This is a genomic window from Marinobacter sp. L-13, from assembly GCF_056857715.1.
The window spans coordinates 91,455-114,759 of sequence record NZ_JBSXNQ010000065.1; the positions used below are offsets into that span (position 1 = coordinate 91,455).

The window sequence follows — 23,305 nt, forward strand, 5'->3', positions numbered from 1 at the left end:
TAAAGGTGGCACCGGATAACAAAGCGCTCTGGTGAAACCGCCCCTGTGGTGGTCTGATGGGTATTAAGTTGTTACGGTCGCTATCACACCGGTACTATTATGAACGCCATATAAATGCCATTATCAGGCCCTGTTTGCTGCCACCCGTTATCCAGATACCAGATAAAAGCACACTGCCGATGGACGAACAAACCCACCTGAGAACCCGCTCCTACCTGGTGGCCCGTCACCAGCATCCGGCCTGGAAGCTTCTGTCTGCCACCCGCGGGCCCCTGGTACTTAGTTGCCTGCAGGCACTGATGGAAACAAACCGGGAAGAAATCCTGTTCGAGGATGCCCAGCAAATGCTGACGGATATCCTGCGTGAACACGCCAACAGCGACGACCTGAAGCTGTCCCCCGACGACCCGGCAGCCGATGCCAGGAAAGAACTACGTTCCTGGATTCGCAAAGGGCTGATAGTGGAACGGGACGGCCGGCTGATGGCCACCGATGCCCTGCAAAAAGCCCTGGCCTTTGTTGAGGGCCTCGATGAAAAGATCATGACGTCCACCGCCTCTCGCCTCGCCACGGTACAGCGGGAAATTGAAAACCTGGAAACCCGTCTGAACCCGAATGCCCAAAGCCGTGCGGACCATATACGCCGCAAAATAAGAGACCTGGAGCACGAACTGGCCGACGTGGAAGCCGGTCGATTCAAGGTGCTGGAGGGGGCCGAAGCCGCAGAAGGCATCCGCGAAGTCTACAATCTTGCCACCAGTCTGCGAGCGGACTTTCGCCGGGTGGAGGACTCCTATCGGGACGCAGACCGTCAGTTACGCCAATCCATCGTCAGCGAACAGCATCACCGTGGCGAAATCGTTGACCGCTTGCTGGACGGCCACGACACCCTGCTGGAAACCGCCGAGGGCAAGGTATTCCACAACTTCAGTGAGCAACTTAGCCGTTCCATCGAGCTGGACAACATGAAACACCGGTTGCGTACCATCCTGAAGAATCCGGCAACCCGCCACGCCCTGTCCCGACAGCAACAGGATGAGTTGCGCTGGCTCGTGATCCGGCTGATACAGGAGTCCGCTGCTGTCATCCGCGCCCGGGCCCGCAGCGAAAAAGACGTCAAAGGGTTCCTGAAAACCGGGCTGGCCGCCGAGAACCACAGAGTCGGCGAACTGCTCAATGGTATACTGAACACCGCACTTAACATCGACTGGTCCAGCCACAAGGTCCGCAAAGGCGACACGCCTCTGCCGCCAATTGCCGTGGCGGTTTCCAGCCTGCCGCTGGTTGAGCGGCTCAGATTCAAGTCCGCCACTGAAGAGCAGGCACAAGGCCTCGAGTTGACCGATCAGGGCGTCAACCTCGACGACGTCGACGAAGAGTTCTGGCGGGCATTTGACGGTCTTGACCGGAAAGCCCTGTACCAGGAAACCGTGGAACTGCTGAAAGTCACCGACCGCCCCATGAGCATCGGCGACCTGGCGGCTCACCTGCCGCCCACTCACGACCTGGAAACCATTGCCCTGTGGCTGGCCATGTCCCGTGAGGCGGAGGTGGAAATCACCGACGACCGGGAAGCCGTGGATATTACCGACAGCAACGGACACCGGCTGCGCTTCCACGTGCCGCAACTGGCGCTAACCCGACAAGACGCAGAAGCCATCGACTGGGAGCTGTAAACCCGCATGTCTGACTATTTTGACCGCCTGACAAGCCAGGCAGACGACCAACAAGGCCGGGACGAGCCGCAACAGACATCAGAGGCACTGGCCCATGTCGATCAGCAAACGCCTCTGACGGAGGCCAGCCACTACACGCCCGGCAATGTGAAAGCCACCGCCCAGGAGCTGCTGAAATACGGGTTGCTGGAAGCAGACCGTAAGCCCAACCTCTACCAGGTTGCCACCACCCAGACCGCTGCGATCAACCAGATCCTGGAACCGTTCGACCTGCGCCTGAAAGTGGACGACGTACGTGGACTGGCTTTCCTTGTCGTGTCAGACCGGCTCTTCAGCGAAGGCCAAGAAAACGACGACGAGTGGTCCCACCCCCTGGTGCGCCGCCAGCGTCTGACCATGGAACAGTCCCTGCTGGTGGCCATACTACGCCAGCACTTTATCGCCCACGAACAGGAAACCGGTCTCGGTGCCGGCGAAGCCACTGTGGAACTGGATGAGCTACTGCCCCAACTGCAGCTGTACCTGGGCGACACCGGCAGCGACACCCGCGACCAGAAACGCCTGCGCAGCCTGCTGGACAACCTCAAGAGCCACGGCATTGTCTCGGACATCGACGCCAACGACCAGGTGGTCGTTCGCCCTATCATCACCCACCTGGCGAACCCGGAAAATCTGCAGAACCTGCTCCACCATTTCCGACAAATGGCCGGCCAGTCCGCCCCGCAAGACGCTGACGGAGAGGATGTATGAGCCTGCCCCAGACCGACCTCTTTGCCGCTGACATCCTGCCGCCCACGGCCTATATCCTGACCCACCTGGACCTGTATAACTGGGGGCCCTTCGGTGGACGGCACTGCGCGGAGATCGACCCGAAAGGCACCGCCATTATCGGCCCCACCGGCAGCGGCAAGACCACGCTGGTGGACGCGTTGATGACCCTGTTGACTCACCAGCCCCGGTACAACCTGGCCTCCACTGGCGGCCATGAAAGCGACCGTGACCTGATTTCCTATATTCGGGGCGTATCCGGTGCCGGTAACAATACCGGCGACAACAGCCATATCGCACGCGCTGGTAAAACCGTAACAGCCGTGAGCGCCCGCTTCTCCAACGGTAACAACGCTATTCGCATCGGGGCGCTGTTCTGGATCGACGGCAGCAGCTCTGCCGCCAGCGACCTGAAACGCCTATGGCTGTTTTCAGAAAGGGATGACCAGAGTCTGGACAACTGGCTGGCCATTCACCACGAGGGTGGCGCCCGGGAGCTCAAGCAACACGCCGGGGATAACCCAGGCTTACAGGCCAACGACAGTAAGAAAGCCTACCTGGCCCAAGTACGGCGATTTTTTGAAGTGGGGGAAAATGCCTTCACTCTGCTCAACCGCGCCGCGGGCCTGAAGCAGCTCAACAGCATCGACGAAATCTTCCGGGAACTGGTGCTGGATGACCACTCGGCGTTCGACCGGGCGGCAGAGGTGGCCAGTGAGTTTGACGACCTGGCCGCGATCCACAGCGAACTGGAAACCGCCCGAAAACAACACCAGTCGCTGCTACCCATAGCGGAAACCTACGAAAAGCACCAGAGTGCCACCAGAGAGCTTGACCAGCAGCTGTTATTGAAAGACATCCTGCCGATCTGGTTCGCACAAACCGGCTACGAGCTGTGGAGCACCCGCAAACAGGACCTGGAACGCCAGCTTGATAAGGGCAGAGAAACCCTCGAGTCATTGAGCAGCAATGTTAAGCAACTCAACAGCAAAGCCGATACCCTGAAAGACATATACCTGCAGGCCGGTGGTGCCAGCATAGAGCAGCTAAAGGAGCAGATCTCCCAACAGAAGCGCTGGGTAGGAGAACGGGGCCGACACGCCAGGGACTACCAGACCCTGACCGGCAAGCTTGACCTGGACAGCACACTGAGCTCCGAAGCACTGGCCCGGAACCGCCAGCTCGGTGAGTCAAAGCTGGCCGAACTGTCCGAACTTGCGGACACTCAGGACGAATTCCTGCTCGACCTGCGTTTTCGTCACGGTAAGCTCAATGAAACCCTGACGGAAATCACCGAAGAAATCGACCGCATCAAGGCCCGGCCCGGGTCCAACATCGACGGACGTTACCAGGAATTCCGCAGCGAACTGGCCCAGGACCTGAACCTGGACGAAAGCATTCTGCCGTTCGTGGCAGAACTGGTGGAAGTCAAAGCCGAAGAACGTGACTGGCGTGGCGCCATTGAACGGGCTATCGGCGGGCACCGCCTGCGCCTGCTCGTGCCACCGGCCGCCATGCAATCGGCCCTGGACAGGGTCAACAGCCGTGACAACCGCCTTCATGTGCGACTGCTGGAAGCCCAGGCACCCCAGGCCACGGCACAGTTCATGAAGGATGGCTTCACCCGCAAGCTGAACTTCAAGGACCATCCTCACCGGGAAGCCCTGAAACAATTGTTGGCCGAAATCGACCGACACTGCGTGGACTCTCCCGAAACCCTGCGCCAGACACCCCATGGCATGACCCAACAGGGCCTGATGTCCGGCAAGAAGGGCTATTTTGAAAAACGGGACAACCAGCGGCTCGACAAGGGCTGGATGACCGGCTTCAACAACCGTGACCGTCTCTCCGCGCTCAACAACGAACTGAGCGAAACCCGTAAGAAAGCGGACGCTCTGGGGCGGCAACTCGAATCAGCCCGCCGTAATCTCAGGGACACAAAGGATCAGATAAGGCTTTACGAACTCCTGGGCGAAACCGAGTTCAGCACCATCAACCTGCCCAGCGCACAACGTGAACTCGATGCCCTGCAAAGCCGGCTGGAAGCACTGACCGCTCCGGACTCGGATGTGGAAAAAGCACGGGGGGAATTTGAAGCGGTTCGCCAGCAACTAGAAGAAGGCCGACAACAGCTGTCGAACCAGGAAACCGCCCTCGCCCTGCTGAAAGAAAAGCGCAACCAGGCCACGGACCGCTGCACAGAACTGCTGGACCGGCTTGGCGATGGCCTCACAGACGACCAGCAAAGCCTGGCAACCAGACACTTCCGCACCCCGAAAGCGGACCAGTACGAACAACTGGAAGCCCTGGAGCGGGACCAGCGAGAGCAACTGGACAAAGTCATTGGGAAGCTGGGCAAACAGATCCAGAGTTATGAACTCAGCCTGACCCAACTGATGGAAAAGGCGCTCACCATTGATACCGGGGCGCTGATTGAAACCGGCAGTAATATCCAGGACATTCCGGAATACCTGGAACGCCTGCGGGTACTGGAGGAAGAAGCCCTTCCCCAGAAGCTGGAGCGATTCCTCAGCTATCTGAACCAGTCGTCGGATCAGGGCGTGACCCAACTGCTGGCTCAAATACAGAACCAGGTGGCCATCATTGAAGAACGTATCGCCGATCTGAACGCCACACTGCGGCGGGTCGACTTCCACCCTGGCCGCTACCTGCGCCTGGAGCCCCGCCGGGTTACCCATGAATCCCTCCGCAGGTTGGAACGCGCACAACGGCAGCTGCGGGCGGATGCCCTGAAAGGCGACCAGGGCGAAAGCCATTTCAAGGCTCTGCAAAACATGGTGGCCTTGCTGCGGGACGCGGCAGACAACAAGCGCACCGTGGGTGCCCGGGCTCTGCTGGACCCGCGCTACCGGCTGCAGTTCGAAGTTTCGGTGCTGGAACGCGAGTCCGGCTCGGTGATCGAGACTCGCACCGGCTCCCAGGGGGGCAGCGGCGGCGAAAAGGAAATCATCGCCAGCTACATTCTTACCGCCTCCCTGAGCTATGCGCTTTGTCCGGACGGCGCCACCCAGCCACTGTTCGGAACCATCGTGCTGGACGAGGCCTTCTCCAAGAGCTCCCACGCCGTAGCCGGCCGCATCATCTCGGCTCTCAACGAGTTTGGCCTGCACCCACTGTTCGTCACGCCCAACAAAGAGATGCGACTGCTACGGGCCCACACCCGCTCTGCCATCCTGGTTCACCGCAAGGACCTGCGGGCCACCCTTACCTCACTGAGCTGGGAAGAACTGGAGGCCCACGCGGAGAAAATGACCCGGAAAGCCCATGAAATCCCCGGCTGAACTGGCAAGCCGCCTGGCCCGCCAATGGCAGAACGCGGACCTGCGCGAACAGCGCCTGCTCCGGCCTCAGAGCTGGCCATTAACCCTCCCCATCGGCAAGCCCACGGGCGCGACGGTACGGGAGAAGGTCACACAGGTACGAGAACACCTGCGGCAATGGCGGGAGGTCACCACCGGGCAGGTCCAGTGGCAGCTGGTCCGCTTCAAGAGCACCAGCGAAGCCATCGACATTCCCACCCACTGGACACTGGACACTCCCAGCCAGTGGGTGCAGGCCGCGGGCAGCAGTGAAGTCAGGCGGGAATACGACACACTCAGCCGTCTCGCCTCTGTTCTGGACCCGCGATTTCACTCACTGGTCATACGCCGGCGCAGCCTGGTCATGGATAAGCCGGAAAGCGACGTTATTCGCAGCGGCAAGGTTGCCCTTCAGCTCCAGCCAGGCTGCGCCGAAGGAAAACCCCTCAGGGCACTGTCTATTGCCGGCACCGACAGCAAGTTCTTCGAGCGCAACCGCCAGCTTGTAACGCTGATGCTGGACATTCTGTTCGACGGCCAGGCCAGCGAAACCGGGCTGGAAGCCTTTCTGGGCGCTGAAGACGACGGCCACCACTGGTTACTGGTCGCCGACCTTGATGGCTCGTTGTTGCCCTTCACGCAAATGCGGGTCCGGGCCCACGAACTCCAAAGCACGCCTTTACCTGGCGAACGGTTGATACTGGTTGAAAACGAACGCTGCCTTCACCAGTTGCCCAGGGTCTCCGGTACGGTCTCGGTACTTGGGTCGGGCCTGAACCTGTCCTGGCTCAACGCAACATGGCTGAAAGATCGGGCGACCGCCTATTGGGGCGACATAGATACCTGGGGACTGACCATGCTGGCCAGCGCCCGGAAACACCTCCCGCTTCTCACACCACTGCTGATGGACAGGATTACCTTCGACACGTTCGCCGACGCAAGTGGTGTTGAAGAACCACAGCCTGCCCCCTCGATCACTCCGCCAGGATTGACCGGAAGCGAGGCTAAGCTTTACCAACGTCTGAGACAGGCAGACCGGGGCCGGCTGGAGCAAGAGTTTCTGCCGGTCTGTGTTGTTCATAGGGCCATTGGAGACTGGGTCGATCGCTCCGCAGAATAACATCAACAAAATAGTCCAACGCGCTCAAGATCTTGCGCAGTGCTCACATGTATCAGGTTTTAACGATTCTTCGGCGTTGAATTGCAAGCCAAAACTCTACCGGTGTACACTGCACGTGTACACAAAAGAAGGAGAAAGCATGCAGACCATTAATGTCCGGGAAACGCGGGAAAAGCTTTCCAATCTATTAGACGCGGTAGCCGCTGGAGAAGAGATTGTTATCCTTCGCCATGGTAAACCAGCAGCGCGCCTGACGGCAGCCTATCCGGAAACTATTCAGTTTCTGGATCGTTCAGGGCTAAGAGCTTCGCTACCGCCTTCTCGAGAAAGTTCTGCAAAGACGGTGCGAGAGCTCAGAGACGAAGAGCGCTATTGATGTACTACTTCGACACCAGTGCCGTTCTACCCTACTACCGCCAAGAGCATGCTAGCGATAGCATTCAAGCCTTGCTTGAATTGCAGACCAAGCCAGTTCTGATCAGTCATTTAACAGAAGTGGAAGTTGCAAGTGCTTTGGCCCGTTGGGTTCGCATGGGGGAGCTTAGTGAGCCCCAGGCAAATCGCATCGAAAGTGCCCTCCATGATGATGTCAGCCACGGCCGCTTCACCCTCTGCTCTATTGAATCAGACCATTACCGTCGAGCCGGGCATTGGATCGGGACACGAAAGACAAGTCTGAGGACATTGGATGCACTCCACCTGGCCTGCGCGGAGTCTAATCAGGCTTGTTTGATCAGTGAGGACGAAGCGTTGCTGAACGCGGCCGTTTTTTTTGGCATAGACGCGCGCCTTGCCTCAAATCGCAGCTGAGCACTATAGGCAGGAAGCTGAGTCTACTTAACCTGCTGTAACAACACGGAAATAAATTGGAGGCGCGGGTCGGAATCGAACCGGCGTACACGGAGTTGCAGTCCGCTGCATAACCACTCTGCCACCGCGCCGGAAAAGATCGAAGGGATCGGATCTTTGTGCTCTCAGGTGGGCAATGAGAGACTTGAAATTGGAGCGGGAAACGAGATTCGAACTCGCGACCCCAACCTTGGCAAGGTTGTGCTCTACCAACTGAGCTATTCCCGCTCTTTGTTTCCGGGGCATTGCCTCGTCAACGGCTGCGTATTCTACGGATTACCGTTCGGGCGTCAATAGTTTTTTATCAAGTTTTTGTTTTATTGGAGATTGTGGGCAAAGTTTGGCCAATTGCGCGGCAGCATGCAAACATGCACCTTCGTCACTGGCAGAGATCCCCCGCACTCTTTAAGCTAGGGATTGGCAGGCAACATCACTCAGGGATTCGACAGAACGTGCCCAGTCCTGATTCATCCGAGCAGACCGATCCACAACAACCGACGTCCAGCCCCGGATCCGTCACCGTTGAAGCCGGCACTCTGAGTGTTAACGGCGACTGGCTGTTGAGCCATTACCGGTCTCTGGCGTCCCTGGCGTCGTCAATGTCACCCAGGGATATGAGTAAACTGTCGATCGACCTCTCGGGGCTGACGCGGATTGATACCGCCGGAGCCTCACAACTGGCCACCCTGATCGGCCCAGAGCGTTTGCTCGAAGCCGCCTCGGCCGATAGCGAATTGCCCCGGGAAACATCCGCCCTGATCGCTGCTGTCTGCGAGGCCATGAAAAATCAGCCCGAGACGGATCGGCGCGCGCCTTCCCTCGTTTGGAGCTTTGTGACCGGAACCGGCCAGAAGGTGGAGAGCATCTTCCGGCTTTTGTGGATCCTTGTGGGCTTTATTGGCCAGACGCTCGGCACCCTGGCCTGGAACCTTCCCCGGCCCTGGCGGTGGCGGATGACGCCCTTTGTGGCTGCGGTTCATGACACCGGCCTGAATGCCCTGCCCATCGTGGCACTGCTGACGTTTCTGGTGGGCGCTGTGGTGGCTTTTCTGGGTGCAACCGTGCTGGACGATTTCGGCGCCACCATTTACACGGTGAACCTGGTGGCGTTCTCCTTCCTGCGGGAATTCGGGGTGCTTCTGGCCGCGATCCTTCTGGCGGGCCGAACCGCCAGCGCGTTCACCGCCCACATTGGCGCCATGAAGGTTAACGAGGAGCTGGATGCCATCCGTACCCTGGGCCTGAACCCCATTGAACTGCTCGTGCTGCCCCGGGTAATGGCCATGATGGTGAGCCTGCCCATTCTAACCTTCGTGGGCATGATCTCGGGTATGGTGGGCGGCGCCATGGTCTGCGCGCTGGTGCTGGATATAACGCCGACGCAGTTCATGGCCATCGTTGAGCGGGACATCGCCCTTCAGCATTTCGTTGTGGGCATTGTTAAGGCGCCGATCTTTGCCTTCCTGATTGCCGTGATTGGCTGCCTGGAAGGCTTCAAGGTGGCGGGCAGTGCCCAATCGGTGGGTGAGCACACCACCTCCAGCGTGGTTCAGTCGATCTTCATGGTGATTCTGCTGGATTCCATTGCTGCACTATTCTTTATGGAAATGGGCTGGTGATCATGGCGGATATGGCGGCGTCTCCGAATGGTCAAACAAGACATGAGCCGGTCATCGAGGTGCGGGACCTGTGCAACCGCTTTGGCGATCACATTGTGCACGAGGACCTGGACCTGGATCTGCTGCGTGGTGAAATTCTGGGCGTGGTCGGCGGTTCGGGCACTGGCAAGACGGTACTTTTGCGCAGCATCGTCGGCCTGAATACACCAGCCTCTGGCCACATCCGGGTGTTTGGCGAGGATCTTATCCAGCTTTCGGCAAGGGCGCGTTCGCGCATAGAGCAACGCTTCGGTGTGCTGTTCCAGGGTGGCGCCCTGTTTACGTCCCTGAACCTGCAGGAGAATATCGCCGTTCCGCTGATCGAACACGCGGGCCTGAAACGGCCCGAAGCGGAAAAACTGGCGCGCATGAAGCTGGCGCTGACCGGATTACCGCCTGACGCAGCGGTTCGGTATCCGTCCGAACTTTCTGGCGGTATGGTAAAACGCGCAAGCCTGGCACGGGCCCTGGCCCTTGATCCTGAGATACTGTTCCTGGATGAGCCCACCGCTGGGCTGGATCCGATTGGCGCCGCCGCCTTCGACAGACTCATCGTCACGCTGCGGGACGCGCTGGGTCTGACGGTATTTCTGGTCACCCATGATCTGGACACCCTCTACTCAACCTGTGACCGGGTTGCGGTACTGTCACAGCGCAAGGTGCTGGTAGCTGATACGCTGGAGAAGGTTGCGGCCACGAAGGACGATTGGGTCCAGGACTACTTTAACGGGCCCCGTGGCCGGGCAGCGAGTTACGCATTCAGGGATCATCTGGAAAAACGGAATCAGGAGCAGTAACCATGGAGCCGAGGGCCCACCACCTGATCATTGGCCTGTTTACCATCCTGGCCTTTGCCGCCGCCTTGATCTTTTCTCTGTGGCTGGCGAAATCCTCCGCCGATCGGGAATGGGGCTACTACGAGATCGTGTTCGACCACGCCGTCGGCGGCCTGTCCGAAGGCAACCCTGTGCTCTACAGCGGCGTTCAGATCGGCGATGTGGTGGAGCTGAGGTTGGACCCGGACAATCCTGGGCATGTGCGGGTTCTGGTTCGGGTGGATCAGTCGGTTCCCATTCGGGAGAACACGAAAGCCGGCCTGGTGCTCGCCAATATCACCGGCAGCATGAGCGTCCAGTTCAGCGGTGGAAGCCCCGACAACCCCGCGTTGAAAGGTGACGAGGACAACCCGCCGGTGATCATTGCCGAGCCCTCGGCGTTCACCAGCCTGCTTTCCAACGGCGAGCAACTCCTGGCCAAAGCCGACCAGCTGCTTACCAGCGCGACGGCGCTGTTATCGGCTGACAACATCGACAATGCATCGGCCATCCTGGAAAACACACGGGAAGCCACAGACGCCCTGCTCGACCGTCGCGACCAGCTGATCGCCCTGCTCGAACAATTCGATGCCGCTGCCATTCGCGCCGAGGAAGCGGCCATCAAGGTGTCCAATGTCTCGGATAACGCCAACGAACTGCTGCAAAACGATGGCCAGCGGGTTCTGGAATCCATGGACCAGGCCCTTGCGGTTATCACCAGCACCATGGCGCGGATTGATGAGCTGACCCGTAACAACCAGGGGGCAATGGATGCCGGGCTCCAGGGCATGGGAGAGCTCGCACCCGCGCTGCGGGAGCTGAGGGCAACCCTGCGGAGCCTGAACCAGTTTACTCATCGCCTGGAGCAGGATCCCACCGGCACCCTGTTCGGCAATGAAACCATGAAGGAGATGGCACAGTGACATTGGGGTCAATCAGAAACCTGACACTTCTTCTCGGTGCTGTCGTTGCCAGTGGCTGTACGGTGTTTCCGAACCCGGAGCCACCGAGGGTTATGGACCTGGCCGCGGTCCAGACGGTGCCAGCGGCAGAGCAACGGATTCAGGCCTCCCTTCGTGTTGATACACCCTACGCCTCAGAGCCTTTTAACGGGTCGCTGATCCTGGCGAAACCCACGCCTCAGGAGTTCCGGGCCTACGAGGGGACCCGCTGGCGGGACACGGCACCGGTGGTGGTCCGGGATACGCTGGTCAACAGCCTTCGTCAGAGTGGCGCCTACACGAACGTGATTACTGATACCAACCCGGCGCAGGCTGAATTGACCCTGGTCACCGAACTCTCGGCGTTTCATTCGGAAACCCCGGAATCCGGTCCGCAGGTGGTTATCGAGCTGCACCTGCAGATGGTTCACAACCGTTCGAGGGCCAGCCTGTGCACTCGCACTGAACGGGTTGTGGAGCCGGCATCAGGCACATCGGTTGACCAGATTGTTGAGGCCTTCGGAACCGCTGGCAGCGACCTGGCCGCCAGGGTGATTGAATGGGCTACGAGGTGTGAGTATCCGTCTCGCCTGAGGCCTTCTCCGGAAACAGATCCGCCCAGGCAGCCTTGAGGTAGAGGCCCATGGACCAGAGGGTGAGAATCGCGGCGATATAGAGCAACGCCAGGGCGACATTGGCCCAGAGTACACCGGGAGGAAACGCCAGAAGGCCGACAATAGCGGCCATTTGCGCGGTGGTCTTGATCTTGCCGATGTACGAAACCGCCACGCTGGCGCGGCTGCCGATTTCCGCCATCCACTCCCGCAAGGCGGAAATGACTATCTCACGGCCGATGATAACGGTGGCCGGAATCGTCAGCAGAATCGCCGAGTGCTCCTCGATCAGCACAGCCAGTGCAACGGCTACCATGAGTTTGTCCGCGACCGGGTCCAGGAACGCGCCGAACGGGGTGCTCTGGTCGAGTTTGCGGGCCAGATAACCGTCCAGCCAGTCGGTGGCCGCCGCCAATCCGAAAATGGCCGCGCTCACGAGGTAGCTCCACCCCACCGGAAGGTAAAAAATCACCACGAACACCGGAATCATGATGATGCGGGAAAGGGTGAGGATGTTTGGTAAATTCATGCTGTCCTTACTCGTCGTGCAATGCTGCGTATATGGTTTCGGCCAGTGATTTGCTGATGCCCTGCACTTTGGTCATCTCATCAACCCCGGCCTTGCGGAGTTCCTGTATTCCGCCAAAATATCGAATCAGGTCGCGACGCTTCTTCGGCCCCACGCCCTCAATGCCTTCCAGTGTAGACTGCCGGCGCTTTTTGTCCCTCCGGGCCCTGTGCCCGGTAATAGCAAAACGGTGGGACTCATCCCGGATATGCTGGATCAGGTGCAGCGCTGGCGAATCTGCCGGCACCCGGAACACATCCCCGGTCATCGCATCAATAAGCTGCTCCATGCCTGCACGACGGGTCACGCCCTTGGCGACACCGATCAGCGGGATATCGGAAATCTCTAGTTCATCAAAAACTTCCCGGGCAATATTCAACTGCCCCTTACCACCGTCTATGAAGACCAGATCCGGGCGTTTGCCCTCGCCGGCCACCATCCGCTTGTAGCGACGGGAAAGCACCTGGCGCATGGCGGCGTAATCATCGCCGGCCGTAACCCCCTCGATATTGTACAGGCGGTAATCACTCTTCACGGGGCCATTCTCATCGAAAACCACGCAGGATGCGACGGTATTTTCCCCGTGGCTGTGGCTGATATCGAAACACTCCATGCGTGACGGCGTCTCCGACAGCTCCAGAAGATCCCTCAGGGCCAGCAGGCGCCGGTATACGGTCTCCTTGCTCGCCAGGTGAGTGAGCAGGGTCTGGCGGGCGTTGGTCATGGCCAGTTCCAGCCACCGGCGGCGTTCACCGCGAACATTGCCCCGAATCCGGGTTTCCCGGTTTGCAGACTCGCTGAGGGCCTGGGCCAACAATTCCTGGCCTTCCACCTCAACCGGCACCAGGATATCCCGCGGAATCTCCCGCCGGGTGTTGCCGCCGAAATAGTACTGCCCGAGGAAGGCACTGAGCAGTTCGCCCTCGGTCTGCTCGATGGAGTAGCGAGGGAAATAGTCCTTGGTGCCGAGCACACGGCCTCCGCGCACGATGATCACCACGATGCAGACGATACCCGCGTCCTGGGCAATTGCGATGACATCCGCATCGCCGCCCTCACCGTCTACCGACTGCTGTTCCTGGACATGGCGCAGATGATTGATCTGGTCGCGATAGGCCGCCGCTTTCTCGAACTCCAGGTTCTTGGAAGCGGCCTCCATGGCATTCATCAGATCGTGGAGGATCGCAGGGTTTTTCCCCTCCAGAAACATGGTCGCGTGGCGGATGTCCTGCTGGTACTCCTCGGGCGTAATGTATTCAACACACGGTGCCGTGCAACGGTTAATCTGGTACTGCAGGCAAGGCCTCGTGCGATTCCTGAAAAAGCTTTCACTACAGTTTCTTATGCGGAAAATCTTCTGTAACACATTAAGACTTTCCTTGACCGCACCCGAGCTCGGAAACGGCCCGAACCAGGTGCCGCCACCCTTTTTAGTGCGCCCACGACGGAACGTCAGCGAGGGGTAATCGCTATGCGACGACAAATAGATATAGGGATAGGACTTATCGTCACGGAGCAGGATGTTATAGGGCGGCCGTAACGATTTGATCAGGTTCTGTTCGAGCAGCAGCGCCTCGGTTTCACTGCCGGTAATCGTCACTTCGATAGAGGCAATCTTGCCCACCAGGGCTTCGGTCTTGGGCGCAAGGCCGGTCTTGCGGAAGTAGCTGCCAACCCGTTTTTTCAGGTTGCGGGCCTTGCCCACGTAAAGAACCGAGCCACCCTCGTCGTACATTCGGTAGACGCCGGGCCGCTCGGTCAACTGTTTCAGGAAGCTCTTGCTGTCAAACTCCCCGATGTGGGTGCTCTCAGGGTCAGACCTTGTCGGCATCAAGCAACCCGAGCCGCACTGCCATCAGGGCCAATTCGACATCACTGGAAATTTCCAGTTTCTCGAAGATCCGGTAGCGGTAGCTGTTCACGGTCTTCGGACTCAGGCACAGCTTGTCCGAAATGTCCTGCACCTTCTGGCAATCCACCACCATCATCGCGATCTGCATTTCCCGCTCGGAAAGCCGGTCGAACAGCGAGAGCTCGCCATCCTCGTCCCGATCGCCGCCGCCCAGTTGCTTCAGGGCCATCTTCTGGGCAATTTCCGGGCTGATATAGCGCTGGCCGGTGTGAGCCATACGAATGGCGCGGACCATCTCTTTGATATCCGCGCCCTTGGTGATGTAGGCGGTGGCACCGCTTTGCATGACGCGCGTCGGATAGGGGTCGTCCGCGCAGGCGGTTACCACGATCACGCGAATGGAATCATCAATGCGGAGTATGCGACGGGTCGCCTCAAGGCCCCCGATGCCTGGCATGCGGATATCCATGAGCACGATGTCCGGCCGCTCCTGGCGGACGAAATCGATGGCATCCTCTCCGGATGGCGCCTGCCCGATGACTTCAATGTCCGGGTTGTCAGCCAGCATCCGGGTTATACCGGACCTCACCAGCTCATGGTCATCTACAACCAGTACCCTGATCAAAATTCACCTCGCACACGGCTTTCGGAAAACAGCGCGATTGTAACGTTTAGTTCCTGCCCCGGGTAGGTGCAAACACAAATACCGTGACACACCTGACGCCTAAGCCGGCACACCCAGTCCGGCGGTGTTTTCCACGGGATCAAACCAGACCACCAGATCGCCCCGGCGCACCGCAGACATGACCCTGCTCTGCTCGCCCATCGGGTTCTCGGTGTCGTTCAGTCCGTGGTATCGGGTGCAGTACTCTTCCACCAGGCCCTGGAGCTGGTCTTCGGTCAGCAACTCGGTGTCGACAACGAATTTTTCCTGTCTGGGGTCTTGCTCGGGCTGGTTTTCGGCGCTGTCGGTCATACTACCTCCTTTGACGCCACCATGTTACGAGTTATGGTGGCGAGGTAGAAGCCCGGAGGGGGGATCCGGGCAAACAATCCTTGATCAGGCTGGTTCTGCGGCCGTTCGGAAACGTGCGATCAATTGTCGCATTGAGACCGACTCCTGCCTGAGCGCTTCGCTGATGGTCCGGGTTTGCTCGACGGTTTCAATGAGGAAATCGGCGCTTTCGTCCAGCGCTGTTGAACGGCGGCCTACCCGCCCGATCTCGTCCCGTTGAAACGCAACCGCAGAGCTGATCTCGGCGCTGTGGTTCTCAAGATCCACGAACTGGCCCTGCAGGGATTGAAGGTGTCCCTTGAGGGCAGCCAAATGCTCGCGGTTGCTGCTGCCGGCATCGCGCATTTCCTCCAAAAGCGCATCGACGCTGCTTACGCCGGATACGAGGTCCTGCACCCACTGGGAGATATCCCGGGTAGAGTCGGAGGTGCGACGGGACAGGGTCCGAACCTCATCGGCTACAACGGCAAATCCACGACCGTGCTCCCCTGCTCGAGCCGCTTCGATCGCTGCGTTCAGTGCCAGCAAGTTGGTCTGCTCGGCAATATCGGCAATCACTCCGATGACCTGCTCAATCTTGCCCGTGGATTCGTTAAGGGCATGAATGGATCCTGAAACGCGCGAAATGACATCCACCGTATGTTCCGCGGCGCCCTCGCTGGTGGTGAGTCGATGCTGGACTTCTTCGTTGGCCGCCACCGCCGATTTCACAGTACTGGCAGACTCATCTGTGGCTCGCTCGATGGCCGAGGCCTGGTCCGCAATGGCGGCCATGGATTGGCTGACGTCGTGGATCTGCTTTCGGGTTTGCTCGGAGGCGGCCTGGAGGGATTCCGCACCGTTATCCAGGGCGCCGGAACGCTCATCCAGACCACCGGCAGCCGACCGGATGTCTGCGATGAAATGCTCGAACCGGGAAACCAACCCACCCAGTGCATTGGCAACACCAGCCACTTCGTCGCGCCCTTTCAGGACTGGCACCCGTGTAAGATCGGCGTTCTTTTCCATGGCAACCAGATCGTTTTGCATACCCTGCAAGCGCAGAATAACCGACTGCCTCAACCACCAGGTCATGGCGATAACAATAAGCAGAAAGGATACGGAACCGGCAATCACAAAGGTCTGCTGGCCAGCCAGAAACGACAGCAACTCGTCGGCGCCGTCAGATACAGACTTCCTGCTTTGAAACTGGCGACCAGCAATCGCTTCGAGCATCGGCTCCATGGCCGGGAACAGATCGAAATCCACGACCTGGCCGACACGGTAATAGCTTTTCTCTGCAATGCCCTCTTTCATCCGGGCGATAAGCGCCAGTACCCGCTCGAAATCCTCACGATGTGCCTCTGCCCACTCGCTCAACCCCGGATCCGTTTCCAGACTCTGCCAATGTGCCGGCAAAGCGGTCTCCAAACGGCTGAACTCGGTCTCGATTTCATCCCACAGCAGAAGCTGGGCCTTGATCTTGTACGCAAGATCCTGGAGGTGCCTGTGGTCCTGTTCGAGATCCGCCAGTAGCCAGGCTTCGTTGAGGTTGGTCTGGATCAGGGTTTTGGAGGCGTCTTCCGCTTTCAGGATGATGCTCCAGGACAGAGCGGAAAGTCCTGCGACGGCAAAGACCGAGAGAAAAGCGAAAAAAAGGATGCGGGTTCTTACTGTGCCGAACATGACAACTCCAACAGCGGGCTATGCCACGGATGGTATGCCGATTTTGTGACACTTTTATTGCACCCTTAGCGTCAGCTTTTCATCGCTCGCCCTCGTTAATGGTGTTAACCACTTCAAAAAATTCCACCGATTCTCTATCATCGCCGCTTTCTGACCGTTTGGATGCTAATGAACCAGTCCGTCTTCAGACTCACGCTGCCCATCTTGTTCGGCTATCTTCCGCTGGGCATGGCCTTTGGTGTGCTGTTCTCAACACAGCTCGAGTATGCCTGGTGGGCTGCGCCGTTGATGGGAATCGTGATTTACGCCGGAGCCGGCCAGATACTGGCCGTCAGCCTTCTGGCCGTTAACGCGGGCCTGCTGGAAGTCTTCATTGCGATGTTTGTTCTGAACGCCCGCCATCTGTTCTACGGGCTTTCATTGCTGGGCCAGTTCAAGGGCGCGGGCTGGCGAAAACTCTATCTGATTTTCGGTTTGACCGATGAAACCTATTCCCTGCTCACCAGCCGCCCACGAGGAAGCGACCGGGCCCACGAACAGGAGGTCGATTTCCGAATTACCGGCTTTAACCAGTGTTACTGGGTGGCGGGTTGCGCAATCGGTGCATTGCTTGGCGACAATGTCGCCTTTGACAGCACCGGTATTGAGTTCGCGTTGGTGGCTCTGTTCATTGTTCTGACTCTGGAGCAATTCAAAGCCCTGGGAGAAGGCTTCCCGATCTGGCTCGGAGCAGCGGCCGCGGGCGTCGCAATGCTGATTTTGCCACCGGCACATCAGTTGATCGGTGCCATTGCGCTGGTCACTGCCGTCCTGCTGTTCGAATACCGGAAGCATCGCGGGCAGGTACCGGGCGAGGAGAGCAGCCATGGGTGAATCCGGCTATCTGGCGGCATTCATTGCGGTGGCGGCAGTCGCGACTTTTGCCACGCGGGTGATTCCCTTTCTGTTTTTCGAGAGGCACACGGAGCATCCGCTGGTGCGCCATCTGGGGCGCTACCTTCCTGCGGCCGTGATGGCGTTGCTGGCCACGGTATTTCTGCAGCGCTCGGCGGACTGGTCCGGCTCATGGATGGGGTTCGATGCTCTGCTTCCCGGCGTCCTCGTGGTGATTATTCACCTCTGGCGCCGCAATGCCCTGCTCTCTATCGCCGCAGGAACCATCAGCTACATGGCTATCCAGCAAGCCGGGCTTTGATCCGGTTTTATTTACATCCTGGTTTCAAGATTGGCGACGAGCCGTGAATCCTGAAGGGCAGCGGTGCGGTGTTTGACCACGCCTTTGTATTCCCGGCTTTCGATCATGGCCATGAAGGCATCGATTGAGGGATACCTGACCAGAAGCACCTGATCCCAGGATTCATCCGGGGGCGCAATGAGCGATCCAACACTGCGGCCAGACCAGATGACTTCTGCTCCGACCGATTTTACGCAGGCGGCCGCCTCCTCCATATAGAGCTTGTAGGCTTCGCGGCCGCTTCGCTCCGGCGCCTCTTCCTTGTAATTGGCCCGATCACGGAAGCGCAGCAGATTCAGCATGACAACGGGCTGGTCTTTCGGGGTATCCGCCAGGACTTTTTGCAGCTGTTCGGGGGTGGGATTAACGGCGTCCATCCTTATCCTCTTCTTCTCTTGTTTCCGGGGCCTACTATAGCCCAGGCCCGAGGCGAGCGTGCAAGCGATTTTATTACCTTTCATCCAGATTGCTCTTTTTACTCTGTCAGTTCGTAGGGCTACAGTGAAGGAGACGCAAAACTCACAAACGAGAGGACGTTATGGCTACCCTCACGATCAACGGCGAGCGCTACGAGCTCGACGTCCCCGACGACATGCCCCTGCTCTGGGTAATCCGCGACGTTGTCGGCCTCAAAGGAACCAAGTTCGGATGCGGGATGTCCCAGTGCGGCGCCTGCACAGTTCATCTCAACGGAACGGCAATCCGCTCCTGCGTCACACCGGTCTCTGCGGCCAGTGGCGAGATCACCACCATTGAAGCCATGGCCGACGACCCGGTTGGTAGCAAAGTTCAGCAGGCCTGGCTCGATCTTGGGGTGGCCCAGTGCGGATACTGCCAGGGTGGCCAGATCATGAACGCCACAGCGCTGCTAAAAAGAACACCGAACCCCGAGACCGGGGAGATTGTGGATGCCATGGCAGGGAATCTCTGTCGCTGCGGCACCTACAACCGCATTCTGGCGGCGATTGAACGAGCTTCCGGCAAGGAGGGTGAAGCATGAGCGCCGATGACAACTTGATGATAGCCAACGTGAGCCGCAGGCGCTTCCTGATGGGCCTGGCGGGTGGCTCTGCCCTAGTACTAGCAGCCCGTTGGGATGTGGCCCTGGCTGGCAATGAAAAGGCTCAATTCGGTGCCGGAGCCATGCCCGGCGGATGGGTGGACGACCCGAACGTGTTCATCCATATCGATGCTGATGGCCTGGTTACCATTGTGAACAACCGCTCCGAAATGGGTCAGGGCATCCGGACCAGCCTGGTGATGGTCGGTGCCGACGAGCTTGGCGCAGACTGGGATCAGGTAAGGGTCGAGCAGGCGGAAGGCGATCACGACAAATACGGCAACCAGAACACCGACGGTTCCCGCAGCATGCGCCACTGGTACCAGCCCATGCGCCGAGCCGCAGCGGCGGCCAGACAGATGCTGGAGCAGGCGGCCGCCAATGAGTGGGGCGTGCCGGTTAGTGAGGTGCAGGCTGGCGTACACAGCATCGTTCACACGCCTTCCGGCAAGGAACTCGGCTTTGGGGAACTCGCAGCCAAGGCTCGGGAGCTCGACGTTCCCGGGCGCAATGCACTGGTACTCAAGCGCGACGATGAGCTGCGATTTGTCGGCAAGGAAACCGGCCTCATTAACGGCGAGCTGAAGTCCGCATACCCTAAAGCCATCGACGGTGAGGACATTGTCACCGGTAAGGCGGTGTATGGCGCTGATGTTCCCTTCGAGGACCTGCTCTATGCGGTGATCGCCCGTCCACCGGTTTACGGGGCTACTGTTGGCGATTTCGACGACACCGAGGCCCTCAAGGTGCCCGGTGTTGAGAAGGTACTCAAGGTTGAGGGCACCGGCCAACCGGCGGGCTTCAGCCCGCTCGGCGGTATTGCCGTGGTGGCATCGAATACCTGGGCCGCCATGGAGGGTCGCAAGGCTCTGAAGATCGACTGGAATCTGGAGCCTGCCGGCGACAACGCAAGCTATACGTCGGCCACTTACAGGGAATCCCTTGAGAAAGCGGCGCAGCAACCTGGCAAGGTCGTCCGTCAGCATGGCGATCTGGACACAGCTCTGGAAAACGCTAGCGAGCGGGTCTCCGCCACCTACTACATGCCCCACATGGCCCAGGCTCCCATGGAGCCCCCGGTGGCGACCGTGCGGATCAAGGACGGCAAGGCAGAGGTATGGGCGCCCGTTCAGAATCCGCAGGCGACCCGCGATACCGTGGCCGGGCGACTGGGCCTGGATGCGAAGAACGTGACCGTTCACGTTACCCTGCTTGGCGGTGGCTTTGGTCGCAAGTCCAAACCGGATTTTGCCATTGAAGCGGCCAGTATCGCCGAGGCCTTCAAAGGTCGGCCGGTCCGGCTGCAGTGGTCACGGGAAGATGATATTCACCACGCCTACTATCACGCCGTGTCTGTGGATTATCTCGAAGCGGGACTGGACAACAACGGGCAGGCCACCGGCTGGCTGCACCGGACCCTCTCTCCCAGTATTGGCTCGCTGTTTGCGCCCGACCCGAAACACAAGGGCGAATTCGAACTGGGCATGGGTTTCAACCTCATGCCGTTCTCGGTGCCGGCCCTGAGGCTGGAGAATCCACCTGCGCCCGCCCATGTGCGAATCGGCTGGTTCCGCTCGGTCTACAACCTGCCCCATGCCTGGGCGATCCAGAGCTTTGCCCATGAGATGGCTGTAGCCGCCGGCAAGGACCATCGCGACTACGTGCTGGACCTGCTCGGCCCGGACCGGGAGATCCACAATCTCACCGTGGGCGATGGCTGGAATTATGGCGAAGACCCGGATCTCTACCCTATCGACATCGGGCGCATGCGTAACGTAATCGAGCGGGTAACCAGGGAGGCAGACTGGGGTAAATCCACCGGCAAGAATCGAGGGTTGGGCCTCGCCTTCCACCACAGCTTCGTATCGTACACCGCGATTGTCTTTGATGTGGAAGTCGATGATCAGGGCGAGCTCACCATCCATCGGGCAGACATTGCCTTCGATTGCGGCCCGCAGGCCAACCCGGAGCGGATTCGCTCCCAGCTGGAAGGCGCCATAGTGATGGGCATTGGCATCGCGCTGCAAAGCGAGGTGACATTCGAAGACGGTGTGGCGCAGCAGGGTAACTTCGACAAGTACCTGATCCCGCGCATGCCGGATGCACCCAAAACCCTGCGGGTTCACCTGGTCGACAACCCGGATGAGGCCATGGGTGGTGTTGGTGAGCCAGGCCTGCCTCCGGTAGCGCCGGCATTGTGCAATGCGATCTATGCCGCAACCGGCAAACGCATCCGGCGCCTGCCCGTTGGCGACCAACTGAAAGCCTGAAAGTGATCAGGGCCCCTCGGGGCCCTGTTTTTTTTACGGCACTCCCCCTCTCCGCCCCATACCTTCGTGGTATTCCCATAGCATCCTAGCTTTCTCCCCGCTTATAATTCAGGTGAACCCAGTCACTCTCCTCGACCCGACGGCCACTCTTGATGAACCTGATCGATCTGTTCCTGCAAACCATGGAAACGACACTGCCCGTGTTTGCCATGGTCTTTATCGGCCTGGGACTTCGCCGGATCGGCTGGATCGATAACGCGTTTGTGAATACTGCTTCGGCGCTGGTGTTCAAGGCCACCCTACCGACCCTGGTATTCTTGAGCATCATCCGGGCCGATCTGGATACCGCGTTCAATCCCGGCCTTTTGGTCTTCTACCTGGTCGCGACTCTGGGGAGTTTCGCCATCACCTGGCTCTGGGCCCGCTGGCGTGTGGTTCGGGAGAATCGTGGCGTTTACGTGCAGGGCGCGTTTCGGGGTAACTGCGGAATCGTCGGCCTGGCGCTTGCCGCCAATCTCTACGGAGACTTCGGCCTGTCGGCAGGTGGCATCCTGCTTGGCCTGGTGATCATCTCCTACAACATCCTTTCGGTGATCGTGCTGGTGGCCTACCAACCGGGGCAAACAACGGACTGGACGAAGATCTTCCATGACATCATCCGCAACCCGCTCATCCTGGCAGTCTTCGTGGCGATTCCCTTCGCTGCCCTGGATATCTCACTGCCGGGCTGGGTCATGACCAGCGGCGATTACTTTGCCTCACTCACCCTGCCCCTGGCGCTGCTTTGCATCGGCGCCACCGTATCCCTGAGCGCCATCCGGAGTGACAGCAAAACGGCCTTGGGTTCCAGCCTGTTCAAGATGGTAATACTGCCGGCGCTTTGCACCGCCGCAGCGTGGCTGGCCGGTTTTCGGGGTTCGGAGCTGGGCCTGATGTTCCTGTTCTTCGCCAGCCCGACGGCGGCCGCCAGTTTCGTAATGGTGAAGGCGCTGGGCGGCAATGACCGGTTGGCTGCCAATATCATCGCCCTGACGACCCTTCTGGCAAGCATCACTGTCACTCTGGGAGTCTTCGTGCTTCGCAGTACCGGCCTGATCTAGGCCCTGCCACGGCCTATTGCTTCAATCGCGGCAAAACCCACCTGGCAACCCTCCAGGTAACCACCTCCAAACAGGTTGTAGTGGTTCAGGTAATGGTAGAGGTTGTAGATCTCACGTTTGATGCCATAAACCGATGTTCTTGGGTAACACGCGTCGTAGGCCCGGTAGAATGCTTCGCCGAAACCACCAAACATCTGTGTCATGGCGATATCCGCTTCACGATCACCGCAGTAGACGGCCGGGTCAATCAGCCAGGGGCGGTCAGAGCCATAGAGCACGTTACCATTCCAGAGATCACCATGGAGCAGGCTCGGGTGCTCACAGTGGGCGTTCAGCCAGTCCATCAGGAAGCCCCCGTGCTGGTCCAATACCTGTTCGAAGCGAGTCCTCTGGCTGGCGTCACGAATACGTGAGACCTGGTAGCCAAGGCGGTCGTGGACAAAAAACTCACCCCAGTTGTCGCACCAGCGATTGGGTTGCGGTGCCAGGCCAATGTAATTGTCCCTGCCCCAGCCGTACGCCTCCTGCCGCAGGGCATGCATTCTGCCCAGCCCTTCACCCAGCACCTCCCGCGCCCGATCTGAGCCACCTGAAGACCGGATGGCGGTGATTTCGAGTTCGGTTTCGTTCACCCGATAAACGTGCGGCACACCGACGTCGGTCACCCCGGCCTCATCAAGCGCGCCTGCAAGGCGCTCCAATCCCTCCGCCTCGCAGGCCAGGGCATCGGCATAACCAGTTGCATTGTGTTTCAGGTGGGTGGAGGCCATCGGCGTTCTC

At 59.2% G+C, this 23,305-nt stretch carries 22 protein-coding genes and 2 tRNA genes; 15 read left to right on the top strand and 9 right to left on the bottom strand.

Annotated elements, in window-relative coordinates; genetic code table 11:
- Positions 1-179: 179 nt before the first annotated feature.
- From AC13DD_RS18000 to AC13DD_RS18025, 6 genes are all read left to right on the top strand, one after another.
- On the top strand, positions 180-1,676 hold the full coding sequence (locus tag AC13DD_RS18000) for a DUF3375 domain-containing protein (protein WP_482931554.1): 1,497 nt from the start codon (positions 180-182) through the stop codon (positions 1,674-1,676).
- A 6-nt stretch (positions 1,677-1,682) separates the two neighbouring features.
- Positions 1,683-2,426 carry a DUF4194 domain-containing protein gene (locus tag AC13DD_RS18005; protein ID WP_008174489.1) on the top strand — a complete coding sequence of 248 codons (744 nt, stop codon included), beginning with the start codon at positions 1,683-1,685 and terminating at the stop codon, positions 2,424-2,426.
- Positions 2,423-5,746, top strand: a complete 3,324-nt coding sequence (locus AC13DD_RS18010) for an SbcC/MukB-like Walker B domain-containing protein (RefSeq protein WP_273082230.1) — start codon at positions 2,423-2,425, stop codon at positions 5,744-5,746. The genes AC13DD_RS18005 and AC13DD_RS18010 overlap by 4 nt, the downstream gene beginning before the upstream one ends.
- A complete protein-coding gene (locus AC13DD_RS18015; RefSeq protein WP_053115273.1) occupies positions 5,730-6,884 on the top strand; it encodes a Wadjet anti-phage system protein JetD domain-containing protein in 1,155 nt (384 codons plus the stop codon). The genes AC13DD_RS18010 and AC13DD_RS18015 overlap by 17 nt, the downstream gene beginning before the upstream one ends.
- A gap of 139 nt (positions 6,885-7,023) precedes the next feature.
- Positions 7,024-7,260 carry a type II toxin-antitoxin system Phd/YefM family antitoxin gene (locus tag AC13DD_RS18020; RefSeq protein WP_008174483.1) on the top strand — a complete coding sequence of 79 codons (237 nt, stop codon included), beginning with the start codon at positions 7,024-7,026 and terminating at the stop codon, positions 7,258-7,260.
- The gene (locus tag AC13DD_RS18025) at positions 7,260-7,694 is read left to right on the top strand and encodes a type II toxin-antitoxin system VapC family toxin (protein WP_092032612.1); all 435 of its coding nucleotides are present in this window, start codon (positions 7,260-7,262) and stop codon (positions 7,692-7,694) included. Before AC13DD_RS18020 ends, AC13DD_RS18025 begins: the two co-directional genes overlap by 1 nt.
- Positions 7,695-7,751: 57 nt before the next feature.
- Here AC13DD_RS18025 and AC13DD_RS18030 read toward each other — a convergent pair.
- Both AC13DD_RS18030 and AC13DD_RS18035 read right to left on the bottom strand, forming a co-directional pair.
- A tRNA-Cys gene (locus tag AC13DD_RS18030) sits at positions 7,752-7,825 on the bottom strand.
- 60 nt (positions 7,826-7,885) lie between these two features.
- Positions 7,886-7,961, bottom strand: a tRNA-Gly gene (locus AC13DD_RS18035).
- A 224-nt stretch (positions 7,962-8,185) separates the two neighbouring features.
- Between AC13DD_RS18035 and AC13DD_RS18040 the strand changes: the two genes are divergently transcribed.
- Genes AC13DD_RS18040 through AC13DD_RS18055 form a run of 4 tightly spaced genes read left to right on the top strand, consistent with a single transcriptional unit; the run spans position 8,186 to position 11,779 of the window.
- Positions 8,186-9,352: an MlaE family ABC transporter permease gene (locus AC13DD_RS18040; RefSeq protein ID WP_175497400.1), complete on the top strand. Its 1,167-nt coding sequence runs from the start codon at positions 8,186-8,188 to the stop codon at positions 9,350-9,352.
- 2 nt (positions 9,353-9,354) lie between these two features.
- Positions 9,355-10,188, top strand: coding sequence for an ABC transporter ATP-binding protein (locus AC13DD_RS18045; protein WP_441295079.1), 834 nt, complete (start codon positions 9,355-9,357; stop codon positions 10,186-10,188).
- 2 nt (positions 10,189-10,190) lie between these two features.
- Positions 10,191-11,129 carry an MlaD family protein gene (locus tag AC13DD_RS18050; protein WP_092032603.1) on the top strand — a complete coding sequence of 313 codons (939 nt, stop codon included), beginning with the start codon at positions 10,191-10,193 and terminating at the stop codon, positions 11,127-11,129.
- Entirely contained in the window at positions 11,126-11,779 is a 654-nt protein-coding gene (locus AC13DD_RS18055) for an ABC-type transport auxiliary lipoprotein family protein (RefSeq protein WP_139216048.1), read from the top strand. The genes AC13DD_RS18050 and AC13DD_RS18055 overlap by 4 nt, the downstream gene beginning before the upstream one ends.
- Here AC13DD_RS18055 and pgsA read toward each other — a convergent pair.
- The 5 genes from pgsA to AC13DD_RS18080 form a co-directional block, all read right to left on the bottom strand.
- Positions 11,712-12,290, bottom strand: a complete 579-nt coding sequence (gene pgsA / locus AC13DD_RS18060) for a CDP-diacylglycerol--glycerol-3-phosphate 3-phosphatidyltransferase (protein WP_482931555.1) — start codon at positions 12,288-12,290, stop codon at positions 11,712-11,714. The genes AC13DD_RS18055 and pgsA overlap by 68 nt on opposite strands.
- 7 nt (positions 12,291-12,297) lie before the next feature.
- Positions 12,298-14,160 carry an excinuclease ABC subunit UvrC gene (uvrC, locus tag AC13DD_RS18065; RefSeq protein ID WP_273018064.1) on the bottom strand — a complete coding sequence of 621 codons (1,863 nt, stop codon included), beginning with the start codon at positions 14,158-14,160 and terminating at the stop codon, positions 12,298-12,300.
- Positions 14,144-14,806, bottom strand: a complete 663-nt coding sequence (uvrY, locus tag AC13DD_RS18070; RefSeq protein ID WP_008174467.1) for a UvrY/SirA/GacA family response regulator transcription factor — start codon at positions 14,804-14,806, stop codon at positions 14,144-14,146. Before uvrY ends, uvrC begins: the two co-directional genes overlap by 17 nt.
- A gap of 99 nt (positions 14,807-14,905) precedes the next feature.
- Positions 14,906-15,157 carry a hypothetical protein gene (locus AC13DD_RS18075; RefSeq protein ID WP_008174466.1) on the bottom strand — a complete coding sequence of 84 codons (252 nt, stop codon included), beginning with the start codon at positions 15,155-15,157 and terminating at the stop codon, positions 14,906-14,908.
- 84 nt (positions 15,158-15,241) lie between these two features.
- Positions 15,242-16,861 carry a methyl-accepting chemotaxis protein gene (locus AC13DD_RS18080; protein ID WP_273018065.1) on the bottom strand — a complete coding sequence of 540 codons (1,620 nt, stop codon included), beginning with the start codon at positions 16,859-16,861 and terminating at the stop codon, positions 15,242-15,244.
- Between the two features lie 168 nt (positions 16,862-17,029).
- Between AC13DD_RS18080 and AC13DD_RS18085 the strand changes: the two genes are divergently transcribed.
- Both AC13DD_RS18085 and AC13DD_RS18090 read left to right on the top strand, forming a co-directional pair.
- Positions 17,030-17,734, top strand: a complete 705-nt coding sequence (locus tag AC13DD_RS18085) for an AzlC family ABC transporter permease (protein ID WP_273018066.1) — start codon at positions 17,030-17,032, stop codon at positions 17,732-17,734.
- Positions 17,727-18,056 carry a branched-chain amino acid transporter permease gene (locus AC13DD_RS18090; protein ID WP_008174462.1) on the top strand — a complete coding sequence of 110 codons (330 nt, stop codon included), beginning with the start codon at positions 17,727-17,729 and terminating at the stop codon, positions 18,054-18,056. The genes AC13DD_RS18085 and AC13DD_RS18090 overlap by 8 nt, the downstream gene beginning before the upstream one ends.
- 11 nt (positions 18,057-18,067) lie before the next feature.
- Here the strand turns inward: AC13DD_RS18090 and AC13DD_RS18095 are convergent, their stop codons facing one another.
- Positions 18,068-18,472: a DUF1330 domain-containing protein gene (locus AC13DD_RS18095; RefSeq protein ID WP_014576954.1), complete on the bottom strand. Its 405-nt coding sequence runs from the start codon at positions 18,470-18,472 to the stop codon at positions 18,068-18,070.
- Between the two features lie 161 nt (positions 18,473-18,633).
- On the opposite strand from AC13DD_RS18095, the gene AC13DD_RS18100 reads away from it, so the two are divergent.
- From AC13DD_RS18100 to AC13DD_RS18110, 3 genes are all read left to right on the top strand, one after another.
- On the top strand, positions 18,634-19,095 hold the full coding sequence (locus AC13DD_RS18100; RefSeq protein WP_273157321.1) for a (2Fe-2S)-binding protein: 462 nt from the start codon (positions 18,634-18,636) through the stop codon (positions 19,093-19,095).
- Entirely contained in the window at positions 19,092-21,425 is a 2,334-nt protein-coding gene (locus tag AC13DD_RS18105) for a xanthine dehydrogenase family protein molybdopterin-binding subunit (protein WP_482931556.1), read from the top strand. Before AC13DD_RS18100 ends, AC13DD_RS18105 begins: the two co-directional genes overlap by 4 nt.
- A 152-nt stretch (positions 21,426-21,577) precedes the next feature.
- Positions 21,578-22,525, top strand: a complete 948-nt coding sequence (locus AC13DD_RS18110; RefSeq protein ID WP_482931557.1) for an AEC family transporter — start codon at positions 21,578-21,580, stop codon at positions 22,523-22,525.
- On the opposite strand, the gene AC13DD_RS18115 is transcribed toward AC13DD_RS18110, so the two are convergent.
- Positions 22,522-23,295 (bottom strand): fructosamine kinase family protein, encoded by a 774-nt coding sequence (locus AC13DD_RS18115; RefSeq protein WP_273082215.1) that lies wholly within the window; start codon positions 23,293-23,295, stop codon positions 22,522-22,524. The two genes, AC13DD_RS18110 and AC13DD_RS18115, sit on opposite strands and share 4 nt — an antisense overlap.
- Positions 23,296-23,305 lie beyond the last annotated feature (10 nt).